The sequence below is a fragment of the Klebsiella sp. X13 genome (assembly GCF_003323835.1).
Classification (GTDB): Bacteria; Pseudomonadota; Gammaproteobacteria; order Enterobacterales; family Enterobacteriaceae; genus Klebsiella; species Klebsiella ornithinolytica.
On the sequence record NZ_CP030874.1, the window covers coordinates 2,137,631 to 2,150,171 of the forward strand.

Below are 12,541 nucleotides of genomic sequence, written 5' to 3' on the forward strand. Positions count from 1 at the left end.
AAATTACCGTTAATGGCTTTTAAGCCCGATGCCTATTACTCCAAAAGGGGAGCGTCTCTTTTATTGATTCCGCGCATCCTGTATGATGCGCTCAGACTAACCTTAGCAACGCTGGTACTACTCCCTCACAATGACCCTTTTAGCTCTTGGCATTAATCACAAAACAGCCCCGGTCGCGCTGCGAGAACGCGTAACGTTTTCGCCGGACACGCTCGATAAGGCGCTGGAGAGCTTGCTGGCTCAGCCAATGGTGCAGGGCGGTGTGGTGCTGTCGACCTGTAACCGCACGGAGCTGTATCTCAGCGTTGAAGAACAGGATAATCTGCAGGAAGCGCTCATCCGCTGGCTGTGTGATTACCACCATCTTAATGAAGAAGACCTGCGTAAAAGCCTGTACTGGCACCAGGATAATGATGCGGTCAGCCACCTGATGCGCGTCGCCAGCGGCCTCGATTCGCTGGTGCTCGGCGAACCGCAGATTCTGGGGCAGGTCAAAAAAGCCTTCGCCGATTCCAGCCGCGGTCACCTCAACGTCAGCGAACTGGAGCGGATGTTCCAGAAGTCGTTCTCGGTGGCAAAACGCGTGCGGACCGAAACCGATATCGGCGCCAGCGCGGTTTCCGTGGCTTTCGCCGCCTGTACCCTGGCGCGACAAATCTTCGAATCCCTTTCAAGCGTGACGGTGCTGCTGGTCGGCGCCGGGGAAACCATCGAACTGGTGGCGCGTCATCTGCGTGAACACAACGTGCGCAACATGGTGATTGCTAACCGTACCCGCGAGCGCGCGCAGGCTCTGGCCGAGGAGGTCGGTGCCGAGGTTATCGCCCTGAGCGATATCGACGAGCGGCTGAAAGAGGCCGACATTATTATTAGTTCGACCGCCAGCCCGCTGCCGATTATCGGCAAGGGGATGGTGGAGCGTGCGCTGAAGGCGCGGCGTAATCAGCCGATGCTGCTGGTTGATATCGCGGTGCCTCGCGATGTCGAACCCGAAGTGGGTAAGCTGGCGAACGCCTATCTGTACAGCGTGGACGACCTGCAAAACATCATTCAGCATAACCTGGCGCAGCGTAAAGCCGCGGCGGTACAGGCGGAAACGATCGTCGAGCAGGAAACCAGCGAATTTATGGCCTGGCTGCGTGCCCAGAGCGCCAGCGAGACTATCCGCGAATATCGTTCCCAGTCCGAGCAGGTCCGTGAGGAGCTGACGGCGAAAGCGCTGGCTGCGCTGGAGCAGGGCGGCGATGCGCAGGAAATCATGCAGGATCTGGCGCGTAAACTGACCAATCGCCTGATCCACGCACCAACCAAATCTCTTCAGCAGGCAGCCCGTGACGGGGATGATGAACGCCTGCATATTCTGCGCAACAGCCTCGGGCTGGAATAGCGCACATTTCTCTTTTTTCAGGACAGGGTGAATTCACGCCTATGAAGCCTTCTATTGTTGCCAAACTGGAAGCTCTGTACGAACGCCATGAGGAAGTTCAGGCGCTGCTGGGTGATGCTGCGACCATCGCCGATCAGGATCGATTCCGCGCGCTGTCGCGGGAATATGCGCAGCTGAGCGACGTGGCGCGCTGCTATACCGAATGGCGCCAGGTGCAGGACGATATCGAAACTGCACAGATGATGCTCGACGATGCGGAAATGCGCGAAATGGCGCAGGAAGAACTGCGCGACGCGAAAGCGAAAAGCGAGGAGATGGAGCAACAGCTGCAGGTGCTGCTGCTGCCGAAGGATCCGGATGATGAACGCAACGCCTTTGTCGAAGTCCGCGCCGGTACCGGCGGTGATGAAGCGGCGCTGTTTGCCGGCGATCTGTTCCGTATGTACAGCCGTTACGCCGAATCCCGCCGCTGGCGCGTGGAGATCATGAGCGCCAACGAAGGCGAACATGGCGGTTATAAAGAGGTGATTGCCAAAATCAGCGGCGATGGCGTGTATGGTCGTCTGAAATTTGAGTCCGGCGGTCATCGCGCACAGCGCGTGCCGGCCACCGAATCCCAGGGGCGTATTCACACCTCCGCCTGTACCGTGGCGGTGATGCCGGAGCTGCCGGAAGCCGAAATGCCGGATATCAACCCGGGCGATTTGCGTATTGATACTTTCCGCTCCTCCGGGGCCGGCGGTCAGCACGTTAACACCACCGATTCGGCGATCCGTATTACCCACTTACCGACCGGGATAGTGGTGGAGTGCCAGGACGAGCGTTCGCAGCACAAAAACAAAGCCAAAGCGCTGTCGGTGCTCGGCGCGCGTATTCGCGCGGCGGAAATCGCTAAGCGTCAGCAGGCGGAAGCGTCAACCCGTCGTAACCTGCTGGGCAGCGGCGATCGCAGCGATCGCAACCGCACCTATAACTTCCCGCAGGGCCGCGTGACCGACCACCGCATCAACCTGACCCTCTACCGTCTGGACGAAGCGATGGAAGGGAAACTGGATATGCTGATTGAGCCGATTGTTCAGGAATATCAGGCCGATCAGCTGGCCGCGCTTTCCGAGCAGGAATGATGACCTTTCAACAGTGGCTGGCGCAGGCGATTGCCCGACTGAGCGCGAGTGAAAGCCCGCGACGCGACGCCGAGATCCTGTTAGGGCACGTCACCGGCAGGGCGCGGACCTGGCTCCTCGCCTTCGGTGAGACGGTGCTGACGCTGGAACAGCAGGCGCAGCTGGAGACGCTGCTGAGCCGCCGCCAGCGCGGCGAGCCGGTGGCCCATCTGGTGGGCGAGCGTGAGTTCTGGTCGCTGCCGCTGCTGGTTTCCCCCGCAACGCTCATTCCGCGCCCGGATACCGAATGCCTCGTCGAGCAGGCGCTGGCGCGGCTGCCGGCTACGCCGTGCCGGATTCTGGATTTAGGTACCGGCACCGGCGCGATCGCCCTGGCGTTGGCCAGTGAACGCCCGGACTGCCAGGTCACGGCGGTGGATTTCATGCCCGATGCGGCGGCATTAGCCGCGCGTAACGCCGAGCGCCTTGCCATCACGAACGTTAGCGTCCTGCAAAGCCACTGGTTCAGCGCGCTGGCCGGGCAGCGGTTCACCATGATTGTCAGCAACCCGCCCTATATCGACGAAACCGATCCGCATCTTGAGCAGGGCGATGTTCGTTTTGAGCCAAAAACGGCGCTGGTTGCTGCCGATAACGGCCTTGCCGACCTCGCGCATATCATCCGGGAAGGACGCCGTTTCCTGACCTCCGACGGCGTGATGCTGCTGGAACACGGCTGGAAGCAGGGGGACGCGGTACGGGCGCTGTTCCGGGAAGCGGGTTACCACGATGTGACGACCTGCCGTGACTACGGCGATAACGATCGCCTGACGACAGGGCGATTTTCCGGCATGGAGAAAGCGGGCATATGAATCTGTTTAGCGCGGTGCTGTATCTGCATATAGCGTGTGTGGTGGTTTCCGTCAGTTTATTTACCTTACGCTACTGGTGGACCTACAGCGGCAATGCCCGGCTGAACCAGCGCTGGGTGCGCATTGCGCCGCACTGCAGCGACACGCTGTTATTGCTGAGCGGCGCAGGATTAATGGCCATAACGCACTATCTGCCTTTCACTGAAGACGGCTCATGGCTGACTGAAAAGCTGTTTGGCGTTATTATTTACATCGCATTGGGTTTTATCGCGCTGGGCCGTCGTCGCCCGCGCAGCCAGCAGAGCCGGTTTATTGCCTTTCTGCTGGCTTTGGTGGTGTTGTTCTTCATCATACAACTCGCCATTACAAGAACACCGTTACTGGGGTAAGTCATGAGGTCATTAGCTGATTTCGAATTTAATAAAGCGCCATTGTGCGATGGCATGGTCCTCATTTCTGAATTAATCCGCGACGATTTTCCGACGCACTATGTGCAGGATGAACTGGAGCGGCTGCTGGGTCTGGCGCAGGAGGAAATTGCCTCTTCCTGGGATCAGGAGCGTCAGCTGGAGCGGCTACTGGAGCTGTTCTACCATGAGTGGGGCTTTCGCGATTCCCACGGCGTTTACCGGCTGTCTGATGCTTTGTGGATCGACAAAGTCCTGATTAATCGTCAGGGGAGCGCGGCGTCATTAGGCGCTATCGTCCTGTGGATTGCTCAGCGCCTGTCGCTGCCGCTGGTCCCGGTTATCTTCCCGACGCAGCTGCTGCTGCGCGCCGACCCGGAAACCAGCGAAGAGATGTGGCTGATTAACCCGTTCAACGGTGAAACGCTCAACGAACACACGCTGGAAGTCTGGCTGAAGGGCAATATTAGCCCGGTTGCCGAGCTGTTCAACGAGGATCTCGACGAGGCGGATAACGCCGAAGTGATCCACAAGCTGCTCGACACCTTAAAATCGGCGCTGATGGAAGAGCGGCAGATGGAGCTGGCCCTGCGCGCCAGCGAAGCGCTGCTGCAGTTTAATCCGGAGGATCCGTATGAGATCCGCGATCGCGGGCTGATCTACGCCCAGCTTGAGTGCGATCATGTTGCGCTGCTGGACCTGAACTATTTCGTCGAACAGTGTCCGGAGGACCCGATCAGCGAAATGATCCGCGCGCAAATTAACACCATTTCGCATAAACAAATTACTCTTCACTAATCTGGAATGAATCCGGTTACACCCTGATAAGGCGATCTTATGAAACAAAAAGTGGTTAGCATTGGTGATATCAACGTAGCAAACGACCTGCCTTTCGTCCTGTTTGGTGGGATGAACGTGCTGGAATCCCGCGATCTCGCGATGCGCATCTGCGAACACTATGTGACCGTCACGCAGAAGCTGGGCATTCCTTACGTGTTCAAAGCCTCTTTTGATAAAGCCAACCGTTCTTCCATTCACTCCTATCGTGGTCCGGGTCTGGAAGAAGGGATGAAAATTTTCCAGGAGCTGAAGCAGACCTTCGGCGTGAAAATCATCACCGACGTTCATGAAGCAAGCCAGGCGCAGCCGGTTGCCGACGTGGTTGACGTTATCCAGCTGCCGGCATTCCTGGCGCGCCAGACCGACCTGGTCGAAGCGATGGCAAAAACCGGCGCGGTGATCAACGTGAAGAAACCGCAGTTTGTCAGCCCGGGCCAGATGGGTAACATCGTCGACAAGTTTATCGAAGGCGGTAACGACAAAGTTATCCTCTGCGATCGCGGGGCGAACTTCGGCTATGACAACCTGGTTGTCGACATGTTGGGCTTTGGGGTGATGAAGAAAGTGTCCAACAACTCGCCGGTTATCTTCGACGTGACCCACGCGCTGCAGTGCCGCGACCCGTTTGGCGCCGCGTCCAGCGGTCGTCGTGCTCAGGTGACCGAGCTGGCGCGTGCCGGTATGGCAACGGGCCTGGCAGGCCTGTTCCTCGAAGCGCATCCGGACCCGGAACATGCGAAATGCGACGGCCCGTCCGCGCTGCCGCTGGCTAAACTGGAGCCATTCCTGAAGCAGATCAAAGCAATTGACGATCTGGTGAAGAACTTTGAAGAGCTGGATACCAGCAACTAATTCATCGCTCCTGAGCGCGAAAAGCCTGCCCGTTGTAAAACCGGCAGGCTTTTTTTTGCGCCAGTAACGGCGCAGAACTCTCCCCGGTCGACGCCGGGGAAGAGCGGTCAGGCAAAAATGGTCATCAGATAAGCGGCGAAGAGCGCCAGGTGCGCGGCGCCGTTCAGCACATTGGTGCGCCCGGTAGAGAAGGAGATCTGGCACAACAGCAGCGAGGCGACCATCACAATCATTTCCGGTGCGCCAAGCCCGAATTGCAGCTCATTGCCGGTTAAGAAGGCGATTAAGGTGACCACCGGCACAGTCAGCGAAATCGTCGCCAGCACCGAACCGAAGAACAGGTTCATCGCGCGCTGCACCTGATTGTTGAGTACCGCTTTCAATGCACCGAGCCCTTCCGGCGAGAGAATCAGCAGCGCGACCAGGAAACCGGTAAAGGCCACCGGCGCGTTCATGCTGGTCAGCAGCGTCTCCAGCGGGTTCGCATTCATCTTAGTGACCGCGATAACCGCGACCAGGTGAATTAACAGCCACGCGGTGTGCCAGGCGCTGCTGTGGGCGGACGGTTTGCCGTGATGCGGGTCGTCGTCGTCGCCGTCGTCTTCATGCTCATAAATAAACAGGCTCTGGTGCGTTTTGGTCTGAATCAACAGAAATACGCCGTACATGGCGGCGGAAATCAGCGCAACCAGCAGCGCCTGCCCGGTGCTGAAATTCGCGCCCGGTAGCGCCATCGGAAAGACCAGCACAATAATCGCCAGCGGAAACAGGGCGATGAGATACTGCTTAATACCAAACAAATTCATGTACTGGGTGGCGAATTTACGTCCGCCCAGCAGCAGGGCAAAGCCGACCAGGCCGCCGGTGACAATCATAATGATTGAATAGAGCGTATCGCGCATCAGCGTCGGGGCTGCGTCGCCGGTGGCCATTAATGCAGAAATCAGGCTGACTTCAAGAATCACCACGGAAAGACTTAAAATTAACGAACCGTACGGCTCGCCGAGGCGGTGGGCGAGAACGTCCGCGTGGCGTACAACGCTGAATGCGCTACACAGAATACCCACTAAGGCCAGAATGTTAATGCCAATGACCGCTGGCAGTGACTGACTACTTCCGAAGAAGATAAGCACCGCCAGCGCCAGAATCGGGAAAACAAGCGATGTCTCCTTGTGGCGGGTTTTCACCGCCTCATGTACATGCGTCATGAACCATCTCCATTTATGCAGGTGTTATAATTATAGATACCGTAAGTAGATAAAATAACAGACATTTTGCTATCTGAATTGTTTTTTTACTTAAATTTACGGCTATTGGTAACTAATGCCTTGAGATTGTCATAATTTATCATTATTGCGATTTTGTATTTATTATTCAGATAATTACTAAAAATACTTCTGGATTATATCCCGCCTTGAAAACCCGGAATTAACGTCCCAGACTTATCTTTTTACCACCATCCGGAGGTGCATATGCCTTATCGCAGTAAACAAGCGCTACCCGATAGCGTCCGGCACGTGTTGCCGGCGCATGCCCAGGAGATCTATAAAGAAGCGTTTAATAGCGCCTGGGAGCAGTATAAGAGCCAGGCGGACCGGCGGGACGACGCCAGCCGTGAAGAGACGGCGCATAAGGTCGCCTGGGCGGCGGTCAAGAATGACTATCAAAAAGGAGACGATGATAAGTGGCATAAGAAAAAATAATCGTTCCTGCTGCCTCATCTGCTGCTCCGCGCCTTGCCAGCGTGTCGTTCATTGCTTATTGTCGATGAAAGCTGGATAATAATTCGGCAATATTTCACGGATGCCATCAGATAATCGCCGGGAAGCGGGCAGTGGCGGAGGTAGTAGAAAGTGTTAACACGTGATTTCTTAATCAATGCGGATTGTAAGACGGCGTTTGGTGCTATTGAGGAATCGCTTCTCTGGTCGGCAGAGCAACGGGCCGCTTCCCTGGCGGCAACGCTGGCCTGTCGTCCTGATGCTGGCTCAGTATGGATTTTTGGCTACGGTTCGCTGATGTGGAACCCGGCTCTTGAGTATCGCGAAACCTGTACCGGTACGCTTCCGGGCTGGCACCGCGCCTTCTGCCTGCGGCTGACCGCCGGGCGCGGCAGCGCCTGCCAGCCGGGGCGCATGCTGGCGCTGAAAGAGGGCGGGCGTACCACCGGCGTGGCCTATCGACTCCCTGATGAGACGCTGGAAGAGGAGCTGACGCTGCTGTGGAAGCGGGAGATGATCACCGGGTGCTATCTGCCGACCTGGTGTAAGCTGGAGCTCGATGACGGGCGGACGGTGAACGCGCTGGTGTTTATTATGGATCCTCGTCATCCGCTGTTCGAACCGGATACCCGCGCCCAGGTCATTGCGCCGCTGATCGCTAAAGCCAGCGGGCCGCTCGGCACCAATGCCCAGTACCTGTTCTCTCTGGATCAGGAGCTACGCAAACTCGGTATGCACGATGATTGTCTTGACGATCTGGTCGGGACGGTACGGACGCTGCTGGGAGAAAACAGCCAGCCGGGGCTGGCCTGAAAAATGCCCGGGCTATCCCGGGCAGGTGATATCAGGCGGGAACGTAGCTAATGGAGTGCTCCAGTGACTGGCTGTGGCTATCGATCAGTACGTTCCAGGTGCCGTTATACGGCACGGTCAGATAGGCGCTGTCGCGATCCTGGACGCTCAGAATATCCGCATGGCTGTCGCCGGCAGCCTTCGCGCTCATCAGGTGAATATGGCAGCGTTCAGAACAACGAACCACCAGCGTATCACCGCCAAACAACATCAAACTTGCTTTAACCATCGCCATTTATCTACCCCGTTGTTGTCTGTCTACAGCATCCTGCCTGCTCAATCCCGCGCGTGATATTGTTCACACTTTACTCATGGCATAACACCAAATGGGGAGCAGACGAATGCTGATTTTGATCAAAAAAAGGGATAAAGATTAAACAAAAATGATGTTGTGCCTGAAAGCATTCAGCTGACTTAGTTTTTTGATTAACAAACGCTGCCTCGGTGATATTAAATCCCGCCAGAGGCCCTTTCTTCAGAAGGTCAGGATTTTATCGGCCGCCAGCGTCCACTGCGCCAGCTCCACCAGAGTGCCAATCTCCACGCCGTCAATCAGCGGCAGCGCGGTGATCCCGCGGCCGTCGGCGCAGGTTTTGCACAATTTCACCGGGACATTCTGGGCGGTGAGGATCTCCAGCATTTGCTGAATGTTATAGCCTTCCGCCGGCTTTTGTCCGCGCAGGCCTGCCGTCACCGCGTCAGACATTAAAAACAGTTTCAGATCGAGTTCAGACTGCTGTTCGCGCAGGGCAATCGCCAGGCGCAGGCTATTAAACAGCGATTCGCTACCGTAGGCAGCACCGTTGGCGATAATCACAATACTTTGCATAAGGACTCCTTGGTATAAGGCACGGTTATTGCTTGTGGTTAAAGTATAAAGCGTTGACCCGGGAGGGGGTATGAATAATACGGCTGGCATCACGCCTGAGGCCAACAGGTGGTTTCACCGCGCGCGGCAGCTGCAAAAAGAGCAGCTACGCCAGCTGGCGCAGCAGGGTACGCTGGCAAGCCGGATAAGCGCGCTGGTACACATGCTACAGTGCGAACGCGGTGCGTCCAACCTTTGGCTCTGCTCCGCTGGACGGCTCTATGCCGCGGAGTGCCGGGCGGGCTCGGCACTGGTGGATGAGCAGCTTATCGCCTTTCGCGAGGCGCTGGAAGCGGTGCGGGAGTGCGCCAGCGGCGCGCTATGCTGGCGGATTGCCAGCGCGCTCTGGTACCTGGAGCAGTTGCTGACGCTGCGCCACGCCGTGCGCGGCCGCGCTATCATCGCCGAAGAGGCGACAAACCAGTTTAGTCGCATTATCCGCCACTTATTAAATATTGTCCCGCAGCTCAACGACAGCATTGACGACCCGCAAATTGCCGGGCGCATGGTGGCGCTCTACAGCTTTATGCAGGGGAAAGAGCTGGTGGGGCAGGAGCGCGCGCTGGGGGCATCCGGCTTTGCCCGCGGCCAGTTTAGCGATGAGCTCCGCCAGCTGCTGGTGGACAGAATCGATGGTCAGCAGCCCTGTTTTGAAAGCTTCCAGGCGCTGGCGGAGGCGCCGCAGACTGCGCTGTTTATGACCCAGTGCCAGGCCAGTCTGGAAATTGAGCAGCTGCGGCGGATCGCCTGTACCCGACAGCCCCCGGCAGATGAGGGGGAGACGGCGCTGCGTTGGTTTTGCGCCCAGACGCAGCGTCTGGAGCAGATGCGAGGTCTGGAAGAGCGGCTGATTGACGACCTGCTGAGCGTCGCCGATAACCTGCTCAGCGGCGAAGCGCCGCCCGCCAGCTGGCCGGAGGAAGAGGGTGACGACGGCATCGCGCGCCGTCTCGATAAACAGCTGCTGCCGCTGGTTCGCCAGCAGGCCTTTGAGCTCCAGCAGCTCTCCGGGCAACTGGCCTCGCTAAAAGATACGCTCGAAGAGCGCAAGCTGATTGAAAAAGCGAAAAGCGTGCTGATGGTTCATCAGGGAATGCAGGAAGAGCAGGCCTGGCAGGCGTTGCGGAAAATGGCAATGGATAAGAATCAGAGGATGGTGGAAATCGCCCGCGCGCTGCTGACGGTAAAGGCGTTGTGGTCCATAACCCCAAAGGAGTAGATGCACGATGGTTGGGCAGCGGCTGCCTGTCAGCGGTGCAATGAGCGGCGGGAAGCCGCCCGGCGCACAGCGGAAAACGGCCTGACACCGCCTCTGTGAACATTGGCATCTGTTTTGCAATATCCTGCAGACAACGGTTAATGCGTTAAATCGTTCAGTAAACAATTTTGGGCAACAGGCCAACGGCGGTTTGTGTGTCCATGGATAAAGGCGTCCTGCAGTGCATCAGCACTGTCGGGCGCTTTTTTTTTGCGTGTTCTGGAGCGGGTATGGGCGATAAATTTTCGATTTCACGACGGCATTTTTTACAGGCAGGCGCCGCGCTGGGCGGGGCGATGTTGTTGCCCGGCGTGATGCAGAGCGCATGGGCGGCAGGATCCGATAAGCCGGAGCAATCTACCGTACGAGTCGGATTTATTCCGCTGACGGACTGCGCGCCGATCGCGATCGCGTCGCTGAAAGGGTTCGATAAAAAATATGGCATTACCCTGGTACCGACCAAAGAAGCCAGCTGGGCGGCGGTGCGCGACAAACTGATCGCCGGTGAACTCGATGCGGCACACATTCTCTACGGCCTGCTGTATGGCCTCGAACTGGGGATCGCCGGCAAGCCGCACGCAATGGCAAACCTGATGACCCTCAACCGCAATGGCCAGGCGATTACGCTCTCCAGCGACCTGCGGGAGAAAGGGGTGACCGACCTCGGGGGGGTGAAACGGCTGATCGGCCAGCGCGCGCCGGGCAGCTACACCTTTGCCCACACCTTTCCCACCGGGACGCACGCGATGTGGCTCTATTACTGGCTGGCCAGCGGTGGCATCGACCCGTTTACGGACGTACGCACCGTGGTGGTGCCGCCGCCGCAAATGGTGATGAACATGCGTATCGGCAACATGGTTGGTTTTTGCGTCGGCGAACCGTGGAACGCGCGGGCGATCAACGACCGTATCGGTTTTACCGCAGCCACTTCGCAGGCCATCTGGCCGGAACACCCGGAAAAAATTCTCGGCACCCGCAGCGAATGGGTCGAACGCAATCCGAACACCGCCCGCGCGCTGGTCGCGGCGGTGCTGGATGCGGCGCGCTGGATTGACGCCTCGGAAGAGAACAAACGAGAGACGGCGCGCATTCTGGCAAAACGCGCCTGGCTGAATACCAAAGAGCAGTATCTCACCGGGCGGATGCTCGGGGAGTACGACAACGGGCTGGGACAGCGCTGGCAGGACGCACACCCGATTCGCTTTTACGACCAGGGAGAGGTGAGTTTTCCCTGGCTGTCGGACGGAATGTGGTTTTTAACCCAGTTCCGCCGCTGGGGATTACTAAAAACGGCCCCGGATTATCAGGCGGTGGCCGGGCGCATCAACCGCATTGACGTCTGGAAAGAGGCGGCGCAGGCGGTGGGCGGCATCTCTACGCCGGCTGCGCTCATGCGCAGCAGCACATTAATAGACGGTACGGTCTGGACGGGGGCCGATCCGGAAGGTTACGCCCGCGGCTTCGCGATTCAACGTAAGGGGGCATGAAATGAAACACGCGCACAGTACGCAACCTGTTATTGCCACAGAAAAAACGCCGGGCGAAGTGATTGTCCTGCCACCGGTACAGGTCCGACGTCCGACGCCGCCCGTCAGGCGCTGGCTACGTGAAACCGTACAGCGGCTCCTGCCACCCCTGCTCGGGCTGGGGCTGCTGTTGCTCTGCTGGCAGCTGGCGGCGATCAACGGCAAGGGCTTTCCGACGCCGCTGAGTACGCTCGATTCCGCGCTGACCCTGTTTGCCGATCCTTTCTATCAGGACGGGCCGAACGACATGGGCATCGGCTGGAACGTGTTGGCGTCACTGCAGCGGGTGGCGGTGGGCTTTGGGCTGGCGGCGCTGGTGGGGATCCCGCTGGGCTTTTTGATTGGCCGCTCGCTGTTCTTTGCCCGCATGTTTAATCCGCTGATTGCGCTGCTGCGCCCGGTCAGTCCGCTGGCGTGGCTGCCTATTGGCCTGCTGCTGTTCCAGAAGGCGGAGCCGGCGTCGAGCTGGACCATTTTTATCTGCTCTATCTGGCCAATGGTGATTAACACTGCCGAAGGGGTACGCCGCATTCCGCAGGATTATCTCAACGTGGCTCGCGTTTTACAGCTGTCGGAGTGGACGGTGATGCGGCGCATTCTCTTCCCGGCCGTGCTGCCCGCGGTGCTGACCGGCGTGCGTCTCTCTATTGGCATTGCCTGGCTGGTGATCGTCGCTGCTGAAATGCTGACCGGCGGACTGGGGATCGGCTTCTGGATCTGGAATGAATGGAACAATCTCAACGTGGAAAACATCATCATCGCCATCGTCATTATCGGCGTCGTCGGCCTGCTGCTGGAGCAGGGGCTGATGTTGATCGCTCGTCGCTTCAGCTGGCAAGAAAAATAGGGGAATCG

Annotated in this window: 14 protein-coding genes; 11 read left to right on the forward strand and 3 right to left on the reverse strand. The window is 58.0% G+C overall.

Annotation, left to right across the window (positions count from 1 at the left end):
- Window positions 1-130: 130 nt before the first annotated feature.
- From hemA to kdsA, 6 genes are read left to right on the forward strand one after another with little or no spacing between them, the layout of a single operon-like run.
- Window positions 131-1,387, forward strand: coding sequence for a glutamyl-tRNA reductase (gene hemA, locus DSD31_RS10190; protein ID WP_004863529.1), 1,257 nt, complete (start codon window positions 131-133; stop codon window positions 1,385-1,387).
- Window positions 1,388-1,428: 41 nt separating this feature from the next.
- Complete coding sequence (gene prfA / locus DSD31_RS10195) at window positions 1,429-2,511, forward strand: peptide chain release factor 1 (protein ID WP_113991023.1); 1,083 nt, start codon at window positions 1,429-1,431, stop codon at window positions 2,509-2,511.
- Entirely contained in the window at window positions 2,511-3,362 is an 852-nt protein-coding gene (gene prmC, locus DSD31_RS10200) for a peptide chain release factor N(5)-glutamine methyltransferase (protein ID WP_015584088.1), read from the forward strand. Before prfA ends, prmC begins: the two co-directional genes overlap by 1 nt.
- On the forward strand, window positions 3,359-3,751 hold the full coding sequence (gene sirB2, locus DSD31_RS10205; protein ID WP_113991024.1) for an invasion regulator SirB2: 393 nt from the start codon (window positions 3,359-3,361) through the stop codon (window positions 3,749-3,751). Before prmC ends, sirB2 begins: the two co-directional genes overlap by 4 nt.
- Window positions 3,752-3,754: 3 nt before the next feature.
- Window positions 3,755-4,567 carry an invasion regulator SirB1 gene (gene sirB1, locus DSD31_RS10210; protein ID WP_004863515.1) on the forward strand — a complete coding sequence of 271 codons (813 nt, stop codon included), beginning with the start codon at window positions 3,755-3,757 and terminating at the stop codon, window positions 4,565-4,567.
- 39 nt (window positions 4,568-4,606) lie between these two features.
- Complete coding sequence (kdsA, locus tag DSD31_RS10215; RefSeq protein ID WP_004863512.1) at window positions 4,607-5,461, forward strand: 3-deoxy-8-phosphooctulonate synthase; 855 nt, start codon at window positions 4,607-4,609, stop codon at window positions 5,459-5,461.
- A 107-nt stretch (window positions 5,462-5,568) separates the two neighbouring features.
- On the opposite strand, the gene chaA is transcribed toward kdsA, so the two are convergent.
- A complete protein-coding gene (chaA, locus tag DSD31_RS10220) occupies window positions 5,569-6,669 on the reverse strand; it encodes a sodium-potassium/proton antiporter ChaA (protein ID WP_004863510.1) in 1,101 nt (366 codons plus the stop codon).
- 264 nt (window positions 6,670-6,933) lie between these two features.
- Between chaA and chaB the strand changes: the two genes are divergently transcribed.
- Together chaB and DSD31_RS10230 are read left to right on the forward strand one after the other, a co-directional pair.
- Entirely contained in the window at window positions 6,934-7,164 is a 231-nt protein-coding gene (chaB, locus tag DSD31_RS10225) for a putative cation transport regulator ChaB (RefSeq protein WP_113991025.1), read from the forward strand.
- Between the two features lie 150 nt (window positions 7,165-7,314).
- Window positions 7,315-7,995: a gamma-glutamylcyclotransferase gene (locus DSD31_RS10230; RefSeq protein WP_004863506.1), complete on the forward strand. Its 681-nt coding sequence runs from the start codon at window positions 7,315-7,317 to the stop codon at window positions 7,993-7,995.
- A 31-nt stretch (window positions 7,996-8,026) separates the two neighbouring features.
- On the opposite strand, the gene DSD31_RS10235 is transcribed toward DSD31_RS10230, so the two are convergent.
- Together DSD31_RS10235 and DSD31_RS10240 are read right to left on the reverse strand one after the other, a co-directional pair.
- Window positions 8,027-8,269 carry a DUF1883 domain-containing protein gene (locus tag DSD31_RS10235; RefSeq protein WP_004863495.1) on the reverse strand — a complete coding sequence of 81 codons (243 nt, stop codon included), beginning with the start codon at window positions 8,267-8,269 and terminating at the stop codon, window positions 8,027-8,029.
- Window positions 8,270-8,509: 240 nt separating this feature from the next.
- Window positions 8,510-8,863, reverse strand: coding sequence for a DsrE/DsrF/TusD sulfur relay family protein (locus DSD31_RS10240; protein ID WP_004863493.1), 354 nt, complete (start codon window positions 8,861-8,863; stop codon window positions 8,510-8,512).
- A 70-nt stretch (window positions 8,864-8,933) separates the two neighbouring features.
- Between DSD31_RS10240 and nasR the strand changes: the two genes are divergently transcribed.
- The 3 genes from nasR (at window position 8,934) to ntrB (ending at window position 12,533) form a co-directional block, all read left to right on the forward strand.
- Window positions 8,934-10,121 (forward strand): nitrate regulatory protein NasR, encoded by a 1,188-nt coding sequence (gene nasR, locus DSD31_RS10245; protein ID WP_113991026.1) that lies wholly within the window; start codon window positions 8,934-8,936, stop codon window positions 10,119-10,121.
- Between the two features lie 269 nt (window positions 10,122-10,390).
- Window positions 10,391-11,647 (forward strand): ABC transporter substrate-binding protein, encoded by a 1,257-nt coding sequence (locus DSD31_RS10250; RefSeq protein ID WP_032717152.1) that lies wholly within the window; start codon window positions 10,391-10,393, stop codon window positions 11,645-11,647.
- 1 nt (window position 11,648) lies between these two features.
- On the forward strand, window positions 11,649-12,533 hold the full coding sequence (gene ntrB / locus DSD31_RS10255; protein WP_004863487.1) for a nitrate ABC transporter permease: 885 nt from the start codon (window positions 11,649-11,651) through the stop codon (window positions 12,531-12,533).
- Window positions 12,534-12,541 lie beyond the last annotated feature (8 nt).